Origin of the sequence: Thioalkalivibrio sp. ALMg3 (genome assembly GCF_000381225.1) — a bacterium.
In the GTDB taxonomy this organism is placed as follows: Bacteria; Pseudomonadota; Gammaproteobacteria; order Ectothiorhodospirales; family Ectothiorhodospiraceae; genus Thioalkalivibrio; species Thioalkalivibrio versutus.
Genome location: NZ_KB906220.1, coordinates 1 through 16,940 on the forward strand (window position 1 = coordinate 1; position 16,940 = coordinate 16,940).

General features: G+C 67.2%; 18 protein-coding genes. 11 read left to right on the forward strand and 7 right to left on the reverse strand.

Annotation, left to right across the window (positions count from 1 at the left end; translation table 11 throughout):
• Positions 1-286: transposase (locus F622_RS0102145; protein WP_019571236.1), on the forward strand; the 286-nt coding region annotated here is incomplete at its 5' end.
• A gap of 65 nt (positions 287-351) precedes the next feature.
• Here the strand turns inward: F622_RS0102145 and F622_RS0102150 are convergent.
• The 4 genes from F622_RS0102150 to F622_RS0102165 form a co-directional block, all read right to left on the reverse strand.
• The gene (locus tag F622_RS0102150) at positions 352-870 is read right to left on the reverse strand and encodes a DUF302 domain-containing protein (protein ID WP_018169632.1); all 519 of its coding nucleotides are present in this window, start codon (positions 868-870) and stop codon (positions 352-354) included.
• A 99-nt stretch (positions 871-969) separates the two neighbouring features.
• Positions 970-1,521 (reverse strand): C40 family peptidase, encoded by a 552-nt coding sequence (locus F622_RS0102155; protein WP_231365733.1) that lies wholly within the window; start codon positions 1,519-1,521, stop codon positions 970-972.
• Complete coding sequence (locus F622_RS0102160) at positions 1,499-2,299, reverse strand: hypothetical protein (RefSeq protein WP_018937720.1); 801 nt, start codon at positions 2,297-2,299, stop codon at positions 1,499-1,501. The genes F622_RS0102155 and F622_RS0102160 overlap by 23 nt, the downstream gene beginning before the upstream one ends.
• A 117-nt stretch (positions 2,300-2,416) precedes the next feature.
• Positions 2,417-3,979 (reverse strand): bifunctional aminoglycoside phosphotransferase/ATP-binding protein, encoded by a 1,563-nt coding sequence (locus tag F622_RS0102165; protein WP_026331523.1) that lies wholly within the window; start codon positions 3,977-3,979, stop codon positions 2,417-2,419.
• 139 nt (positions 3,980-4,118) lie between these two features.
• Between F622_RS0102165 and mrcB the strand changes: the two genes are divergently transcribed.
• Genes mrcB through truD form a run of 5 tightly spaced genes read left to right on the forward strand, consistent with a single transcriptional unit; the run spans position 4,119 to position 10,767 of the window.
• On the forward strand, positions 4,119-6,473 hold the full coding sequence (gene mrcB / locus F622_RS0102170; protein ID WP_155997092.1) for a penicillin-binding protein 1B: 2,355 nt from the start codon (positions 4,119-4,121) through the stop codon (positions 6,471-6,473).
• Positions 6,470-7,042, forward strand: coding sequence for a tetratricopeptide repeat protein (locus F622_RS0102175; protein ID WP_019571239.1), 573 nt, complete (start codon positions 6,470-6,472; stop codon positions 7,040-7,042). The genes mrcB and F622_RS0102175 overlap by 4 nt, the downstream gene beginning before the upstream one ends.
• Before the next feature lie 19 nt (positions 7,043-7,061).
• Positions 7,062-9,023: an ATP-dependent DNA helicase gene (locus F622_RS0102180; protein ID WP_018650216.1), complete on the forward strand. Its 1,962-nt coding sequence runs from the start codon at positions 7,062-7,064 to the stop codon at positions 9,021-9,023.
• On the forward strand, positions 9,014-9,697 hold the full coding sequence (tsaB, locus tag F622_RS0102185; protein ID WP_018169639.1) for a tRNA (adenosine(37)-N6)-threonylcarbamoyltransferase complex dimerization subunit type 1 TsaB: 684 nt from the start codon (positions 9,014-9,016) through the stop codon (positions 9,695-9,697). Before F622_RS0102180 ends, tsaB begins: the two co-directional genes overlap by 10 nt.
• Positions 9,698-9,711: 14 nt before the next feature.
• Positions 9,712-10,767, forward strand: coding sequence for a tRNA pseudouridine(13) synthase TruD (gene truD / locus F622_RS0102190; RefSeq protein WP_019571240.1), 1,056 nt, complete (start codon positions 9,712-9,714; stop codon positions 10,765-10,767).
• A gap of 7 nt (positions 10,768-10,774) precedes the next feature.
• Here the strand turns inward: truD and F622_RS0102195 are convergent, their stop codons facing one another.
• The 3 genes from F622_RS0102195 to F622_RS0102205 form a co-directional block, all read right to left on the reverse strand.
• On the reverse strand, positions 10,775-11,206 hold the full coding sequence (locus F622_RS0102195; RefSeq protein ID WP_018169641.1) for a PAS sensor domain-containing protein: 432 nt from the start codon (positions 11,204-11,206) through the stop codon (positions 10,775-10,777).
• 222 nt (positions 11,207-11,428) lie between these two features.
• The gene (locus F622_RS0102200) at positions 11,429-12,037 is read right to left on the reverse strand and encodes a DUF3365 domain-containing protein (RefSeq protein ID WP_018145820.1); all 609 of its coding nucleotides are present in this window, start codon (positions 12,035-12,037) and stop codon (positions 11,429-11,431) included.
• Positions 12,038-12,289: 252 nt separating this feature from the next.
• Complete coding sequence (locus F622_RS0102205) at positions 12,290-12,847, reverse strand: Smr/MutS family protein (protein WP_018169642.1); 558 nt, start codon at positions 12,845-12,847, stop codon at positions 12,290-12,292.
• 110 nt (positions 12,848-12,957) lie between these two features.
• Here F622_RS0102205 and surE point away from each other — a divergent pair, with 110 nt between their 5' ends.
• Genes surE through rpoS form a run of 5 tightly spaced genes read left to right on the forward strand, consistent with a single transcriptional unit; the run spans position 12,958 to position 16,899 of the window.
• Positions 12,958-13,728 (forward strand): 5'/3'-nucleotidase SurE, encoded by a 771-nt coding sequence (gene surE / locus F622_RS0102210; RefSeq protein ID WP_018145818.1) that lies wholly within the window; start codon positions 12,958-12,960, stop codon positions 13,726-13,728.
• On the forward strand, positions 13,718-14,383 hold the full coding sequence (locus F622_RS0102215) for a protein-L-isoaspartate(D-aspartate) O-methyltransferase (RefSeq protein WP_018169643.1): 666 nt from the start codon (positions 13,718-13,720) through the stop codon (positions 14,381-14,383). Before surE ends, F622_RS0102215 begins: the two co-directional genes overlap by 11 nt.
• 59 nt (positions 14,384-14,442) lie before the next feature.
• Positions 14,443-15,027: a YqaA family protein gene (locus F622_RS0102220; protein WP_018145816.1), complete on the forward strand. Its 585-nt coding sequence runs from the start codon at positions 14,443-14,445 to the stop codon at positions 15,025-15,027.
• 1 nt (position 15,028) lies between these two features.
• The gene (locus F622_RS0102225; RefSeq protein WP_018169644.1) at positions 15,029-15,799 is read left to right on the forward strand and encodes a peptidoglycan DD-metalloendopeptidase family protein; all 771 of its coding nucleotides are present in this window, start codon (positions 15,029-15,031) and stop codon (positions 15,797-15,799) included.
• 23 nt (positions 15,800-15,822) lie between these two features.
• Complete coding sequence (gene rpoS, locus F622_RS0102230; protein WP_018145814.1) at positions 15,823-16,899, forward strand: RNA polymerase sigma factor RpoS; 1,077 nt, start codon at positions 15,823-15,825, stop codon at positions 16,897-16,899.
• Positions 16,900-16,940 lie beyond the last annotated feature (41 nt).

The following is a 16,940-nucleotide window of genomic DNA, read 5'->3' on the forward strand; positions in this document are numbered from 1 at the left end:
CAAGAGACTGTGGTTCCAGCGCAGCCCCGAGCGGACGCACCAGGCGTGGCGGCAATGGGTGCAGCAAGCGCACGAGAGCGGAATCCAGGCCCTGCAGCGCTTCGCACGCCTGCTGGAGCCCTACCTGCCCGGCATCGTCTCGCGCTGCCGCCACCGGCTGAACACCAGCGTCGTCGAGGGCATTAACAACACGATCAAGGTCATCAAGCGTCGGGCCTATGGCTATCGCGACCAGGAATACTTCTTCCTCAAAATCCGCGCAGCCTTCCCCGGTAATGCTCGATGAACCATAAAAATGCCCGGGGCCGCAAGGCTGCCGGGCATTTTTCGTTGCGACAATGGTCCCTGGGATCAGAAGGCGAGGGCTTCCTTGATGATGCGCTCGACCAGTTCGTTGACGGCGCGCAGGCTTTCCTTCGAGTCCTTGTCGCCGACCTCGGGAACCGGCGTGTAGCCCATGTAGATTGTGCCCGGTTCCTCGGAGAGCTCGTAGACCGTGATGATGTAGGGGCAGAAGAGCATGTTGTGCGGATCGGCCTCCATGGTCGCGCGCGAGTAGGTGGCGCTGCAGAAGTCGACCGATTGCCCGTTGAGGTAGATGCCTTCGCCGCTTTCCTGTCCACCGGTGCGGTCCAGCATGTTGGCGATGTAGCCGACGTTGTTGATGACCAGGCCTTCAGCGGCGATGGCCTCTTCGACCATCTCGAAGTAGAAGTCGTATTCGCCTTCGGTCGTGAAGATGACGCGTTCGTCGGTCTCCATGAACGTCTCATAGGCGCTTGCGGTGCCGCCAACGGCGAGACCGAGGCCCAGGCCGATCGCCAGGGCGGAGTGGCGCAGGGTGCGCGAAATACCGGTGAGTGTTTTCATGGTTCCTTCCTCTATTGTGATTCCAGGCCTGGCCAGGATGGGGTTGTATGCGCGCCGTCAGCGGTGGATCCGGCGACGACGGGCGGGCTCTGATCGCGGTCAGTTGAAGAAATGACCGGCAAAGCGGGTTCGGGGCGCCCAGTACGGGTTGTCCAGATGCTCGATGCGAACCTGACCCCGTGCGCTGGGCGCATGCACGAAGCGGCCGTCTCCCACGTAGACCCCGACGTGGTCGATTTGATTCCCGTTAATGGCGAAGAACACCACGTCACCCGGGGTGGGCGGTCCCTCGCGTCGGGTCGCGGCGCGGGCCTGGTCGCGTGTCGTGCGCGGGACGGCGCGCCCGGCCTCGCGGTAGGCCCGCTGGACGAGGGCCGAGCAGTCCAGCCCGGTGGCATCCGTGCCGCCGTACTGGTACGGGGTGTCGAGGTGACCGAGGGCGGTCAGCACGACCTCGGAGCGTTCCAGGCCAGCCTCGGGCGTGGGGCTCATTGGGCCGTCCGCAAGGCCTTCGGGTGTGGCAACGGGCGCGGTATCCCCTCCGCGCGGTTCGGGGCCCGCACTGCAGGCCGCAATCAGCAGAAGCCCGGGGCCGGCCAGGGCAAGCGGCAGCCGTCGGCGCCAAGTGTCAGAAAAGATCGCGTTCGGCATAGCTGTCGGGGACGCTGAAGAGTGCGGCGCTGAGGTCGTCGGTGGAGATGCCGGCAAGCCGCGTGGTCACGCCGCCCTTTTCACTGACCTGCAGCGGGATGCCGTCGACGCGCGGCAGCAAGGAGGCGCCCATCTGCGAGGCCATCGGCCCGCCGGCCTCAAGGGCGTTCAGGGACAGCTCGTACAGGCGATCCATCAGGGCGCCCAGGGTCGCGAAATCCGCGCTGCCCAGGCCCAGGGTATCCGGCTCCGTTACGCAGACCGTGCTTTGCACCTGTCCGTCGATCAGCACCTCGTAATCGTCGCAGACGAAGTCCCCGATTTCGCGTTGTTCACCGGTGGCGCGGGTGTCGATCTCGGCATCGAAACCTTCCGCCCCGATGCCCAGCTGCTCCTCGAGCTGCTGGCGCACCTCGGGTGGGAGCTGCTCCATTTGCCGGCGCAGGTCGCTGACCATGTCGGTCATGGCGCGCATCTGCTGGTCCATCACCTCGCGAGTCAGCGGGGTGTAGGTCTGTTCCGTGTCGTCCACGACCGTCAGCTGATCGGTTCTGGCGTCGAAGAGCATGTAGCCGGAGGTGCCGCTGATGGACTCGTTGAGCTCCATGCGCACGATGTCGCCGCGCACCAGGATCTGGCTCTCAAGTCCTTCGTCGTCGACGTAGTGCAGCAGGGCATCGGCCTGGGCGGTGGAGCCGATGGCCAGCAATCCGCCGACAGCAATGGGCGTGAGGGTGCGGCGGATTCGGTCGAGCGGACCGGGGCGGTGATGATGCATTGGGGCTCCTGCGGTTTCCTGGTCGGGTTCCGGGCTCGAGGGCGAGCGCGCCAGTTCCTGTGTCTCGAAGTTGACGGAGTATCCGGGGTCTGTCTATCGCTGATTGTACGCGGTCGCTCAGGTTGCGACGGGTTGCAGCAATTGGCGGGCGAGCGCGTCCGGATCCAGCGGTGCCTCCGGGGCCACCTCGATGAGGCCCTCCTCGGGGCCGGGCCATTCCTGCTGCGGCTGTTGCTGTTCCATCACCTCGACGCCGGCATCCGAGGCATCACGGCCCGCACGGGTGCGGGCCTCGAGTCGTTCGCGCAGCACTTCGTCACGGGCGCGACAGGCAACCACCGCAAAGCCGGCCGCCTGTTCCAGTGCCAGACGCTGGAACGGGGCGCGCTGGTCCTGGGTCAGGAAGGTGGCGTCGACCACCACGGTCAGGCCGAGCGCTAGCAGGCGTTGGGCGCGTTCGCGCAGATGGCCGTAGATCTGGGCCCGGGCATCGGCACTGTAGGAGACGGCGTCGGACAGGCGTTTGCGTTCGATATCCGAGCGCAGGCGCACGGCGCCCAGGGCTTCGATGATCTGTGTGCTGATCACGGTCTTGCCGCTGCCGGAGACGCCATGCATCAGGATCAGGCGGGGGGATCCAGGTTCGGTCAGGCGCTCGGCGAGGGCTAGATAGCGGCCCATCTCCGCCTGGTGGGCCGCCTGTTCGTCGGAAGGGAGCTGCGCCTCGGCCCCGTGAATGCCCTGGACCTTGGCCCGGATGAGTGCGCGGTAGACCTGGTACAACGGCAGGAGCGCGAGACCGTCGAAGTCTTCGCGCCCGTCCAGGTAGGCATTGAGTAGCCGCCAGGCGTGGGCGCGCGACTGACGGGCCAGGAGATCCATGGTGGTAAAGGCGATCTCGGAGATCACGTCGATCCAGCGCAGGGCGGGGTCAAACTCGATCGCGTCAAAGGCGACCGGCACTTCCTCGCCGTTCTCGTCATCGACATAAACCAGGTTGCCCAAGTGCAGGTCGCCATGGCCATGGCGCACGAAACCCTCGTCATGCCGAGCTTCAAGTGTAGCCTTCAATCGATTGATTTCCGATCGCGTCCACTGTTCCAGCCGTTCCAGGCGTGCCCGGTCCGACGCACCACGAACGGTCTCCTTCAGGGCCGGAAAGTTGTCCAGCATCGGTTGGGTGGCGGCCTCTGCGGTGCCGTACTCGGACTGCGCATCGGTGCGTTCGGTGCGTTCGTGGAAGGCGGCGATGTAGTGCCCCAGGGCATCCATGGCGGCGGCGGGCAGTTGGCCCTTGTCCAGAAGGTGGTCCAGCTGCCGTTTGCGGTCGAACCGGCGCATATGCACGGCGTAGTCGAGGATGGGGCCCTCGCCGTTGATGACGGGGTGGGCATCGTCGCCATTGAGGGTGGCAACCTCCAGGTAGATCTGGGGTGCCAGACGGCGATTGACCTCCAGCTCGGTCTCGCAGTAGTGCTGGCGAGCCTCGAGGGTCGAGAAGTCGAGGAAACCGAGGTTCAGCGGTTTCTTGAACTTGTAGGCGTCCTCACCCGCGAGGATGACCGTGGAGATGTGGGTCTCGATGGTGCGCACGGTGTCGGCGTCCGGCACCGGGGCGGGAAATCCGCGGTCCGCGACCAGTTGGTGCAGGCGCTTGTGGTGCTGTTCCAGTTCGGTCATCGGGGCTCCGCAGTAGGCCATGGGGGTGTTGGGCATCGGGGGCGGGTCTTTTTCCCGGAATCGCCGGCCATGCACCCGTTTTCGCTTACGCATCAGGTTACCATTGCTGCCGTTTCGGTCACCTCGCCCATCACACGCCATGCCGCGAAAAGCCACTACACGTCCCCGCAAGCGAAGCGCGCCCCGAAGGGGCCGGCTCCGGCGCCTGTTCGGTGCGGGCAGCTGGACCCTGGCGGGGCTGCTGCTCGCCGGCCTTACGGTGGGTGGCATCTATGTGCATCAACTTGACCGCGAGATTCGTGAGCGGTTCGAGGGGCAGCGTTGGGCGCTGCCGGCGCGGGTGTATGCGCGGCCCCTGGAGCTCTATGCGGGGCGGCCGTTGACCGCGGATGCGCTGGAGACCGAACTGCGCGCCCTGAACTATCGCCAGACCCCGGATGGCGCCGGGCCCGGCGAGTTCCGCATCGAAGGCAGTAGCGCGCGCCTGACCACCCGGCCGTTTACCTTTGGGGACGGTCGGGAGCCGGCGCATTCGGTGCGGGTGCGCCTGTCCGAGGGCCGCGTGGAGTCGGTCGCCGAGCAGTCCAGTGGGCGCGATGTGGACCTGATGCGCGTGGAGCCGCTGCTGATTGGCAGCATCTATCCGACCCACGGGGAGGATCGTATCCTGGTCGATATCGACGAGGTGCCGCGCGAGCTGATCGGGGCCTTGCTGGCGATCGAGGACCGCCGCTTCATGTCCCATCGGGGGGTGGACCCGGTCGGCATCGGGCGGGCCGCGGTCGCGAACCTGCGGGCCGGACGCACGGTGCAGGGTGGCAGCACCCTGACCCAGCAGCTGGTGAAGAATTTCTACCTGACCCGTGACCAGACGCTGACGCGCAAGCTGAACGAAGCGGTGATGGCCCTGTTGCTGGAGCACCGCTATGACAAGCGGGAGATCCTCGAGGCCTACCTGAACGAGGTGTTTCTGGGGCAGACCGGTGAACGGGCGATCCACGGCTTCGGTCAGGCTGCGCAGTTCTACTATCAGCGCCCGTTGAACGAGTTGCGTCTGGACCAGCTGGCGCTGCTCGTGGGGCTGGCGCGCGGGGCCAGTTACTACGACCCCCGACGTTATCCGCAGCGTGCCACGCAACGCCGGGACCGGGTGCTGGAGGCGATGGCCGAGACCGGGCTGGCCGAACGCGACCGGGTGGACCGGGCGCTGGCGACGGCGCTGGATGTTTCCCCGGTCATGCCGGAAGGACGCAGCCGCTTTCCGGCGTTCCTGGATCTGGTGCGCCGGGAGCTGCGTACGGATTACGCGGACGAGGACCTGCGCAGCGAGGGCCTGCGGATCTTCACGACCATGGACCCGGTCGTCCAGATGCGCCTCGAGGAACGGCTGGTACGCGGCGTGGACGACCTGGTCCGGCGTCGCGGGGGCGGCACCGACCTCGAGGATCTGCAGGCCGCGGCCGTCGTGACCGACCCGCAGGCCGGCGAGGTGCTGGCGGTGGTCGGGGATCGCAACCCGCGTTATCCCGGCTATAACCGGGCGGTGGAAGCCCAGCGGCAGGTCGGTTCGGTGATCAAGCCGTTCGTGTACCTCGCGGCCCTGACCAACCCGAACCGATACACCCTGGCGACGCTCCTCGACGACAGCCCGCTGACCCTGCAGCTGCCGCATGGCGAGCCCTGGACGCCACGCAACTTCGACCGCGAACACCGGGGGCCGGTGACCGCGTGGGAGGCACTGGTGCAGTCCTACAACATCGCTACGGTGCGTCTGGCCGAGGATATCGGGATCTCGCAGGTGGTCAGCTTGCTGCAGACGCTGGGTCTGCAGCGCACACCGGCCCCGTTGCCGTCGCTGGCGCTGGGTGCGATCGAGCTTTCGCCACTGGAGGTGGCCGGGCTCTATCAGGCCCTGGCGAACGGTGGCTATGCGACCGAAACCCGGGTGATCCGCGACGTGCTGGATCAGGACGACGAGATGCTCTCGCACTACGGGCTGTCCCTGCAGGGCGCGGTGTCGGATGGTGCGGTGCGTTTGTTGACCCACGCGCTGCATGACGTGACCCGGGAAGGTACTGGGAGCCGGATCAATGCGCGCCTGAACGGTGATGTCGTGGCCGGGAAGACCGGGACCACCAACAACTTTCGCGACAGCTGGTTTGCGGGTTTTGATGATCGCCACGTGGCAGTGGTCTGGCTGGGCATGGACGACAACCGTCCCACCGGTCTGACCGGTGGGGTGTCCGCCGCGCCGGTGTGGGCGGAAATTATGGCGGGGATCGGGGTGCAATCCCTGCGCCTGGAGGGCCACCCCGGCATCGACTATCAGGGGGTCGATCTTGCCTCCGGGTTGCGTGTGGAAAGCGATGATCACGCCTGCGAGTCGGTGAAGAGGCTGCCGTTCTGGCAGAATTCGAGCCCCGAGACACGCGCCGAGTGTGATCTGCGCAGTGATTCCAGCCCGCAAGGCTGGTTCGAGAGGCTATTCCGGTGAAGATGTTGTGTACCGCACGATCCCCGTTTCGCGTCGCGCTGCCCGCCGGTTCGGCATGGCGCCCGGCGCAGTGGCTGGGTGCTGTTGCGCTGGCCGCGCTGCTCGCCGCCTGTGCGACGCCGGCGCCCCGGGATGCGAGTGCCCCGGTGCCTGACGAAGGGGATATCACCGGGGAGGATGCAGCGCCCAGCGAAGATCGGGCCGAACCCCGTGAGCCGGAACGCGCGCCGACACCCGCCGCGGCCCTGAACCTGGCCCAGCAGGCCGAGTCCGCGCGCCAGGCCGGGGACACCGCGCGAGCGGAGCAGCGTCTGGAGCGCGCCTTGCGGATCGCGCCGCGGGATGCCGGGCTGTGGCACCAGATGGCTGCGCTGCGCATGGAACAGGGGCGCTATCAACAGGCCGAGCGGCTGGCCGGTCGTTCTTTGCAGATGGTGGGCGGTCGAGACCGCAAACTGGCCCTGCAGAATTGGCGACTGATCCTGAAGGCCCGCGAGGCACAGGGCGACGCGGCCGGGGCCGACGAGGCCCGCGAGGCGATCCGCCGCCTGGAAGCCGACATTGTCTGACTCGTCGAACGCGGTATCGGTGGAGTCGGCGGCGGTACGGGCCCTGAGCCCGGGCGGGGATCTGGCCACCGCGGTCGAAGGCTTCCGTCCGCGCGAGCCACAGCAACGCATGGCCGTGGCGGTCGAAGAGGCGCTGGCGACTGCGCCCACCGCCCTGCTGGTCGAGGCGGCGACCGGGGTCGGCAAGACCTTCGCATATCTCGTGCCGATCCTGCAGTCGCGCCGGCGTGCCCTGATCTCCACCGGAACCAAGACCCTGCAGGATCAGCTCTTCGATCGCGACCTGCCGGTGGTCTGCGAGGCCCTGGGATACCGCCCGCGGGCTGCGCTGCTGAAGGGCCGCGCCAACTATCTGTGCCACTACCGCTTGGAACTGGCCGCGGCCGAGGCCGGGGGTGCGACCGGCAGCCCCGTGCGCCGCGAGCAGTTGCCGGTCATCGAGGCCCTGCAGCGGTTTGCGCGTACAAGCCCTACCGGCGACCTGGGGCAGGCCGGGATCCTCGCGGAGGACTCCAGGTTGTGGCCGCAGGTCACCTCGACCGTGGACAACTGCCTGGGAGGGGAATGCCCGAGCTACAACGACTGCTTCGTGGTGCAGGCCCGCAAGCGCGCACAGGAGGCCGACGTGGTGGTGGTCAATCATCACCTGTTGCTCGCGGATATGGCCCTGAAAGAAGAGGGCTTCGGCGAACTCCTGCCGGAGGTCGACGCGGTGATTGTCGACGAGGCTCATCAGCTGCCGGATATCGCCGGGTCGTTTTTTGGCATTGCGGTCGGCACGCGCGCGTTGCGCGAACTGGCACGGGACACCCGGCGCGAGCAGGAACAGCATGCCCCGGAGATGCTGGATATCCGCCAGCGCATCGCGGAGCTGGAGGCGAGTGTGGCCGAGCTGCTGGATGCCTCGCGCACCTGGGAGGGCCGCTCCAGCTGGGATACGGTCAGTCCTGGCGGCGAGCTCGATCCGTTGCTGGATCGGCTCGACACGAATCTCGGTTTTGTCGGCGACGCGCTGGAGGCCGCGGCCGCACGGGCACCAGGCCTGGAGCAGCTGCGCGGGCGCAGCGCCCTGTTGCTGGAACGCCTGCGCGACTGGCGTGAGGAGACCCCGGACACGGTGGCCTGGGCGGAGCGTTTCAGCCAGAGCCTGATCCTGCACCGGACACCGCTGGATGCGGCACGGCCGCTGGCACAGCGGCGCGCCGCGCGGCCGGCGGCGTGGATCTTTACCTCGGCCACCCTGGCGGTGGGCGAGGACTTCGGCCACGCGGCGCGCCGACTCGGCCTGCCGGCCGATGTCGCAAGCGAACGCCTGGACAGCCCGTTCGATTTCCCCAATCAGGCCTGCCTGGTCCACCCACAGCCCCCGCTGCCCAATCCGAACGACCCGGGCTATACCCGCGCCTGCATCGCCTGGGCCTGGCCGCTGCTGCGTGACAACCCGGGCGGCGGATTCTTCCTGTTTACCAGCCATCGCGCATTGCAGGAAGCGGCGGCGATCCTGCGTGCGGAGTTGCCGGCGGATCGCGAACTCCTGGTGCAGGGCGAGCAGCCGCGAGGCGACCTGCTGGCGCGTTTTCGCGAGTCGGGCAATGCGTGGCTGCTGGGGGCGCACAGTTTCTGGGAAGGCGTCGACATCCGCGGCGAGGCACTGTCGGTGGTGATCATTGATCGTTTGCCGTTTGCCGCGCCCAATGACCCGGTGCTGCAGGCGCGCGCGTCCGCGCTGGAGGCGGAGGGACGTTCCCCGTTCATGGAATTCACCCTGCCGCAGGCCGTGCTGGCGCTGAAACAGGGCGCGGGGCGGCTGATTCGGGACGCCGAGGATGCGGGCATCCTCGCCTTGTGTGATCCGCGGCTAACCGGGAAATCCTACGGCCGGCGCTTTCTGGCCAGCCTGCCGGCGTTTCACCGTACGCGGGAGCCGGCCGCCGCGCTGCGTTTTCTCGAGCAGGCCCGGGGACGCAACACATGCGCTTGATCGCACTGGAGACCGCTTCCGAACAGTGTTCGGCAGCCCTTTATCTTGATGGCGAGATCCATTGTGTGCGCGAGCGCGCGGCGCGCCGGCATGGCGAGCTGATCCTGGGGCAGATCGAGCAATTGCTGCGCGAGGCGGACGTGCCGCGCAGCAGTCTGGATGGCGTGGCCGTCGGACGGGGGCCGGGGGCGTTTACCGGTGTACGCCTGGGGCTGGGCGTGGCGCAAGGGATTGCCTTCGCCCTGGACCGTCCGGTGGTTCCGGTCTCCACGTTGCAGGCGCTGGCCCAACAGGCGCTGCGCGATGATCGCCGGCCGGCGGCCGTGCTTGCGGCGCTGGATGCTCGCATGGGGGAGGTGTACTGGAGCCTTTGTCCGGTTCAGGGCGAGCGCGTGGGCCTTGGGCCGGAGCAGGTGGCCGCACCGGAGAGCCTGGTCGTGGCCTGGCCGGTGGGCGAGCGCTATGGGCTGGGGTCGGCCTTCGCCACCTTCCCCGATCTGGCCGCCGCCCAGGGGCTGGCGAGCGAGGCGGTGGACGCCGACGCGTTGCCCGACGCGCAAGAGGTTGCGCTGCTGGCAGTGGATGCCTGGGAGCGCGGTGAGGCGGTGGCGCCTGAAGACGCGCAGCCGGTCTATGTGCGCGACGATGTTGCCCGGCCGGCATCCCCCCGATGAGTCAGGAGCCCGAGATGAACGCGACACCCTACCCCTGGTACCCGCCCCTGAGCGCGATGATCAAGGCGTGCCCGGAAGATTTCCGGGTTGAGGAATTGCCGGCAACGACGCCCGAAGGTGAGGGGGAACATGTCTGGCTGGAGATCGAGAAGCGCCTGCTGAACAGCGAGGACGTGGCGGTGTGGCTGGCGCGCGAGTCGGGCGCAGGCCGGGGCAAGGTCAGCTACGCCGGGCGCAAGGACCGCCAGGCGGTGACGCGCCAGTGGTTCAGCGTGCAATGCCCGCCGGAGTCCGAGCCGGATTGGACGGCCCGGGCCGAGGCCTGGAATGCCGCCCAGGAAGGCGAGGAGGAGGCGGGCCGGATGCGGGTGCTGCAGATCGCCCGCCATGCGCGCAAGCTGCGTACTGGGCACCTGGCGGGCAATCGCTTCGAGATCCGTCTGGGTGATGTGCAGGGCGATCGCGCGGCCGCAGAACAGATCCTCGAGGCAATCCGTAGCGGGGGGCTTCCCAACTACTTCGGGGCGCAACGCTTTGGCCGCGACAACCTGGCCAAGGCGCGGGCCTGGCTGGGGGGCGGTCGCGCGCCGCGCAGCCGCAACCAGCGCAGTCTGCTCTTGTCCGCCGCCCGTTCCGCGATCTTCAACGCGGTACTGGCCGAGCGGGTCCGCCGCGGCGACTGGGACCGGTTGCTGCCGGGCGACGTGGCCAATCTCGAAGGCTCGGGCAGCGTGTTTCCGGTGGCGGAGGTGGATGCCGAGCTGGAGGCGCGCGCTGCCCGGCTGGATCTCCATCCGACGGGGCCGCTGTGGGGCAAGGGTGCGATGCAGACGGCAGGCGAGGTTGAGGCACTGGAGACGGCGATGGCCGCTGGCGAGCCGGCGTTGGCGGAAGGACTGGAGAAGGCGGACGTGAAGGCGGCGCGCCGCGCGCTGCGCATGGTGCCAGGCGCCGTGGAGTGGCGCTGGGAGGGGCATGACCTGTGGCTGACGCTGGAGCTGGGGGCCGGGGAGTATGCGACCGGTGTGCTTGAGGCGATCTGCGTCCCGCGGGCAGCGGATCGCGCCTGAGTCGGCGTCAGGCGGAGTTCTTGAGCTTGCGTTCGGCGCGTTCGGCGCGCTGCTCGGCTTCCACGCGGTCGGTGATGTCTTTCTGGATACCGATGTAGTAGGTGAGTCGGTCTTCGTCGTTGAACACCGGGGTCAGCGACAGCTCGTTCCAGAACAGGCTGCCGTCCTTGCGGTAGTTGCGCAGGGTCACACGGCAGGGCCGGTTTTCGTCGATGGCCGCACGAATCTCCTGGCGCACGTCCTGGTCGGTATCCTCGCCCTGCAGGAAGCGGCAGTCGCGGTAGAGGATCTCCTCGGAGCGATAGCCGGTCAGTTCCTCGAAGGCACGATTCACGTAGATCAGGATGTTGTCGTCGCCCTCGCGCTCGGCGATGACGATGCCGTCATTGGAGGCATCCACGGCGAGGGCAAGCAGTTCGGCATCTATGGTTCGCGTCATATATGGCGTTTCGGTCGGGTCTACGGGTCGTGCGCGCGGAGGGGCGTTTTTCTGGCGCCCCTCTCGGCTTCCATGCCACGAAAATAGCACGTTCCGGTGCGGTTGTGCTCAAGGATGGAGGCTGTGGTGGGTGCCCCGGGATCGTCCCGGCCACAAAAAAGGCCGCCCGGAGGCGGCCTCTTCCGATGGGCCCGGGACTCGCGCCCGATGCCTCCGGAATGCCTACATTTCCTGGGTCACGGTGAAGGCACCGCGCACGTCACCCTCGCGGAAGCCGGTCGCCTGATCGTCGGGGTAGAGACGTTCCAGCGCGTGCTTCACGTCGCCACTGACGTCGGAGCCGTGGCAGGTCAGGCAGGCGCCGCCGGTCGGGATGGCCGCCATGAAGCGGAATTTCGGGTCACCATCATCGGATTCGACCACGCCAAAGCGCGGCGGCAGATCCGTGGCTGGAGTGCCAGCCGCATGCTGGGCCTCGAAACCCTGCAGGGTCAGGCGTTCCCAGCGGTCGGGGGCGTTGTCCTGGTTGCGCAGCTTCAGGCTGGTTCTCCCGATCTCGATGCCGGTTTCCGCCGAGATGTCACGCGCAATGGCGGGGGCGCGCTCGTTGCACACCTGGATCGCCTCGGTGGGGCCGCCGGACTCCATCGCGGACATCAGTTCGCCCTGGAGGGTGCTGGCAAATTTCTGAATGGCGTCACGATTGGCAGCGATGCGCTCTTGCAGGTCGTCCTGAGAGAGCTGCGGCATGCTGTCTGCGCCCGCTTGGCCGCTGGCGGCAGAGAAGGCGATCAGGCCGAGGGCCAGGGGGGCAAGCTTCCAGTTCTTCATGGCAAATACCTCGCAGTGCAGAGTCCGTTGCGTCCTGTATTTGTACAAGACCTATACAAAGAATGGACCGATCGTGGATAAAGCGCAAGGTCGGTGTTCACCAGATGATAGATGAATCCGGGTCAGGATTCCCGGTTCCGCCTTGCGAGTCTGGAGCCAGTCTAAGCATCCAAATCGCAAAATGCGAATATATCGAATGGCGCATGTGAGCGCGCCGTTTGTCGTGTTGAAGATGGTCTCTGGATGCGGCTTTCAGCGCCCGGGATCCGAGCTCCGGGGCCGCTTGAGGAGGACATAGACGGCACCGGTGCCGCCGTCGGTGGGCCGCGCGGAGCAGAACGCAAGGACATCGTCGCGCTGGCGCAGCCAGTGGTCGGTCAGCCCCTTGAGTACCGGGCCTTTTTGGCGTGAACGCAGGCCCTTGCCGTGAACGATCCGTACGCACAGGGCGCCGCCCCGGCGGGCATCATCAAGGAACAGGCCGATCGCGCGGCGCGCCTCGGCGGCGAACAGGCCGTGCAGGTCGATCTCGTCCTGTACGCGGTAGTGTCCGCCCCGCAGCTTGCGAAATACGCGCGGGCTGATGCCGGGGCGGGCAAAGCGGAGTTCATCGCCCGGCTGCAGGTCGGCGGCGTTAAGCGGATCGCTCAGCCAGTCGGCGTGGGCGCGCGTCTCGTCGGCCTCTCGCTGGCGTGCCCGGGCTGCGGGAGGCGGGGGGCGGACATCGGCCTGATCACTGTGCAGCCGTCGCACGTTGCCAACGGCCTGCAGGAATTCGTCGAAATCGTTGGGATCATCCCCGGAGTTCATGGCAGGATACTCGCACTTTTCGGGGGGCGGGCGCGATCGAGTCGATTCGAGAGCGTCTCCCTGGACGGTTTCCAGTATATTGAGTGCCCTCCCAACGGCCCTGTTCCTGCATGCGCATTCTGGTTAGCAACGACGATGGAATTCACGCCCCGGGCATCCAGTGCCTGGCGACGCATCTGCGGCGGATTGCCGAGGTGCACGTGGTGGCCCCGGACCGGGATCGCAGCGGTGCCAGCAACAGCCTGACGCTGGTGCGGCCGCTGCGGGCGCGTCACCTCCAGAGCGGTGATGTACAGGTCGACGGGACCCCGACGGACTGCGTGCACCTGGCGATCACCGGATTGTTGCAGCAGGAGCCGGATGTGGTCATCTCCGGCATCAATGCCGGCGCGAACATGGGCGACGACGTGCTGTATTCCGGCACGGTGGCAGCTGCGATGGAAGGACGCTTTCTGGGGCTCCCGTCGATTGCGGTGTCGCTGGTGGGCCCGGATCTGCAGCACTACGACGCTGCGGCAAGCGTAGTGGTCGAATTGCTGGACCGCATCAACCGCGTGCCGCTGCCGGCGGCCACCATCCTGAATGTGAATGTCCCCGATCTGCCGCGCTCGGAGATCCGTGGTGTGCAGGCCACGCGCCTGGGGCATCGCCATCGGGCGGAGCCGATGATCGCGGACGAGGACCCCCGCGGGCGCCCGATCTACTGGGTCGGGCCGGCCGGGTCGGAACAGGACGCCGGCCCGGGTACCGACTTCCACGCGGTGCGCGAGGGCTACGTCTCGGTGACGCCGATCCAGGTGGACCTCACGCGCTTTGACGCCATCGACACGGTGGGACGCTGGCTGGACGACTCGCTCCCGGAGGCTGGACATGGTTCCTGACGCCACCGGCGCCGGTCTGACCTCGCAGCGTGCCCGTGACCGACTGGTGCGGTTGCTGGAGGGGCAGGGCATCCGCGACCCGCGAGTACTGGAGGCGATCCGTTCGATTCCGCGCCACCTGTTTGTCGAGGAGGCGCTGAGCCATCGCGCCTACGAAAACACGGCGTTGCCGATCGGACATCGCCAGACCATCTCCCAGCCCTTCATCGTCGCGCGCATGACCGAGGCACTGCTCGAGGGCGAGCGCCCCCGGACGGTCCTGGAGATCGGGACCGGCTCCGGCTATCAGGCGGCGGTCCTGGCGCAGATCGTGGATCGGGTGTTCTCGGTGGAGCGCATTCAGGCGCTCAGCCGGAACGCCCGCGAACTGTTGAGCCGTCTGGGCATCAACAACGTCAATCTTCGGCACAGTGATGGGGCCGACGGCTGGCCGGACAAGGCGCCGTTTGACGGCATCATCCTGACCGCAGCGCCGAAGGAGGTCCCCGAGGCATTGCTGACCCAGCTGGCGCTGGGCGGGCGCCTGGTCGCGCCCGTGGAAGGCCCGGATGGGCGTCAGCAGCTGGTGCGCTATACCCGGACGGAAGAGGCCTATGTGCGCGATATCCTGGACGCGGTGATGTTCGTGCCGATGCTTCCGGGGGCCGAGCAATGACGGCGGACCGTGCAGGTCGAGGCATTTGTGACTGAACTGGTCGCGGCGGTACGGCATTGATGAAGCTCTTCGAGCCGCTCTACGACCGGGTGATGGCCTGGTCCCGCCATCGTCATGCGCCGCGTTATCTGGCTGGGCTCTCGTTCGCCGAGTCTTCGTTCTTTCCCATTCCCCCGGACGTGATGCTTGCGCCGATGGCGGCGGCGCAGCCGCGTTCCGCCTGGCGGCTGGCCGCGCTGACCACCCTGTTTTCCGCGCTTGGCGGTTTGCTCGGGTACCTGATCGGGTGGCTGGCGTTCGAGTGGATCGGGCCCTGGCTGCATCAGGTCGGGTACGGCGAGGAGTTAAGCCAGGCCGAGGCCTGGTTTGACACCTGGGGAGTTTGGGTCGTCCTGGTCGCCGGCTTTTCACCGATCCCCTACAAGCTGTTCACCGTGACCGCCGGGGCACTTTCGATGGCCCTGTTGCCGTTCTTGATCGCGTCGTTGGTGGGGCGCGGGCTGCGTTTCTTCCTGGTCGCGTTGTTCATGGCCTGGGCCGGGCCGCGTGCGGAGCGCCATCTGCGACCGTATATGGAGCGTCTGGGCTGGGCGGCCATTATCCTGCTGGCCGTGGCCATGGCGATCTATCTGGTAATGGACTGACATGCGCCGGCGCATGGTTCAGGGATTGGTGACGGGGTTGGTGCTGGTCCTGGTTGCGAGTGTCCTGGCCGGTTGTGCGGCGCGTGCGCCCAGCGGGGCCTCGATGCCGGACACCCACGTGGTGCAGCGCAACGAGACGCTGTATCGCATTGCCCAGCGCTACGGCTTGGAATGGCGCGATCTGGCCCGACGCAATGCCATCGGTGCCCCTTATGTCATCCATCCCGGTCAGCGCCTGCGGCTGCGAGGTGCGGCGCGCTCGTCGCCGCCCAGCGCGCCACAGGCCTCTTCAGCGCCGAGCACGCGGCAACCATCCTCGGGCGCCTCTGGCCGCGACAGCGGTGGCGGAACCTCGTCCGGCTCTACCTCAAGCTCGTCGACTTCGAGTCCGCCGCCCTCCGATCCGGGTGGCTGGCAATGGCCAGCGGCGGGCGAGGTGCTGCGCGGATTCTCCAGCAGCGGCACGCGCCGAGGGCTTGCGATCGGCGGCGAACGGGGGGATCACGTACGGGCAACGCGGGCCGGGGAAGTGGTCTATGCAGGTGGCGGCCTGGTGGGGTATGGTCGATTGATCATCCTCAAGCACGACGCGCGGTTCCTCAGTGCCTACGGGCACAACGATGAATTGCTGGTGAGCGAGGGTGACCAGGTTCAGGCGGGCGACACCATCGCGCGTCTGGGGTCATCGGGGGCCGAGCGCCCGATGTTGCACTTCGAGATCCGGGTGGACGGGACGCCGGTAGACCCGGCGCGATACCTCCCGGACCGCTGACTCGATCGAGAGCAGGACACTACATGGCCAAGACCCGGCAACCGGCCGCTCCGGAACTGCACAACGACAACCTGACCCACGATCCGGATCCGGAGGAGGCGGTCCAGGTGCCCGAGGATCTGGCCCATCCGGTCGAAAAGATCGAGGAATCCGAGGATCCGGAAGACGTCTCGGAGGCGGTGGTACCCGAAGTCACCGCCGGCTTGAAACCGGAAGAAGGCGCTCCGGTACGGCCGAAAACCCTGCGCGACGCCCGTCCCGCGGAACTGGATGCGATCCAGATCTACCTGCGCGATATCGAATACCGCCCGCTGCTGACCCCCGAGGAAGAGCGCAAGTACGCGCGTCTGGCGCGCGAGGGAGACGAGAGTGGCCGCCGGCGCATGATCGAGTGCAATCTTCGGTTGGTGGTCAAGATCGCCCGTCGCTACCTGAACCGGGGTCTGCCGCTGCTTGACCTGATCGAGGAGGGCAATCTCGGCCTCATGCACTCGGTGGAAAAATTCGACCCGGAGCGCGGCTTTCGTTTTTCCACCTACGCCACCTGGTGGATCCGCCAGACCATCGAACGGGCCCTGATGAATCAGGGGCGGACCATCCGCATTCCGGTGCATGTGAGCAAGGAGTTGCGCATGCACGCACGGATTGCGCGCAACCTGACGCAGGAACTGGGCCGCGACCCCACCGAGGAAGAGCTGGCGGAGCGCCTGGGCCGGCCGGTGGCGGAGATCCAGAAGCTGCGCGCGATGTCCGAACCCTCCACCTCGATGGATTTGCCGTCGGGCCCGGACGGCGATCGCTCGCTGGCCGATATCCTTGCCGACGTGAATGCGCCCGAGCCCTCCACTTTGCTGGAGGATCAGGATCTTCATCATCTGGTGGATGCCTGGCTGGAAGAACTGGACCACAAACAGCGCGAGGTGCTGGTGCGGCGGTTCGGGCTGCACGGTTTCGAGCGCTCGACCCTGGAGCAGGTAGGGGCGGAGATCGGCGTGACCCGGGAGCGGGTGCGGCAGATTCAGATGGATGCGCTGAAGCGGCTGCGGAAGCTACTGGAGTCGCGTGGAATGAAGGGCGACGAGGTCCTGCCGAGTTCCTGAGCGGATTGCCGGAAAGCGCCCGAGCCCTCCACTTTGCTAGA

What these genes read in the sequence shown, in the direction of transcription:
- F622_RS0102200 (WP_018145820.1), bottom strand. Translation starts at nt 12,037, where the DNA reads ATGAAGAACTGGAAGCTTGCCCCCCTGGCCCTCGGCCTGATCGCCTTC.
- rpoS (WP_018145814.1), top strand. Translation starts at nt 15,823, where the DNA reads ATGGCCAAGACCCGGCAACCGGCCGCTCCGGAACTGCACAACGACAAC.
- F622_RS0102220 (WP_018145816.1), top strand. Translation starts at nt 14,443, where the DNA reads ATGAAGCTCTTCGAGCCGCTCTACGACCGGGTGATGGCCTGGTCCCGC.
- F622_RS0102155 (WP_231365733.1), bottom strand. Translation starts at nt 1,521, where the DNA reads ATGCCGAACGCGATCTTTTCTGACACTTGGCGCCGACGGCTGCCGCTT.
- F622_RS0102165 (WP_026331523.1), bottom strand. Translation starts at nt 3,979, where the DNA reads ATGACCGAACTGGAACAGCACCACAAGCGCCTGCACCAACTGGTCGCG.
- F622_RS0102195 (WP_018169641.1), bottom strand. Translation starts at nt 11,206, where the DNA reads ATGACGCGAACCATAGATGCCGAACTGCTTGCCCTCGCCGTGGATGCC.
- surE (WP_018145818.1), top strand. Translation starts at nt 12,958, where the DNA reads ATGCGCATTCTGGTTAGCAACGACGATGGAATTCACGCCCCGGGCATC.
- F622_RS0102160 (WP_018937720.1), bottom strand. Translation starts at nt 2,299, where the DNA reads ATGCATCATCACCGCCCCGGTCCGCTCGACCGAATCCGCCGCACCCTC.
- F622_RS0102205 (WP_018169642.1), bottom strand. Translation starts at nt 12,847, where the DNA reads ATGAACTCCGGGGATGATCCCAACGATTTCGACGAATTCCTGCAGGCC.
- mrcB (WP_155997092.1), top strand. Translation starts at nt 4,119, where the DNA reads ATGCCGCGAAAAGCCACTACACGTCCCCGCAAGCGAAGCGCGCCCCGA.
- F622_RS0102215 (WP_018169643.1), top strand. Translation starts at nt 13,718, where the DNA reads ATGGTTCCTGACGCCACCGGCGCCGGTCTGACCTCGCAGCGTGCCCGT.
- tsaB (WP_018169639.1), top strand. Translation starts at nt 9,014, where the DNA reads ATGCGCTTGATCGCACTGGAGACCGCTTCCGAACAGTGTTCGGCAGCC.
- truD (WP_019571240.1), top strand. Translation starts at nt 9,712, where the DNA reads ATGAACGCGACACCCTACCCCTGGTACCCGCCCCTGAGCGCGATGATC.
- F622_RS0102225 (WP_018169644.1), top strand. Translation starts at nt 15,029, where the DNA reads ATGCGCCGGCGCATGGTTCAGGGATTGGTGACGGGGTTGGTGCTGGTC.
- F622_RS0102150 (WP_018169632.1), bottom strand. Translation starts at nt 870, where the DNA reads ATGAAAACACTCACCGGTATTTCGCGCACCCTGCGCCACTCCGCCCTG.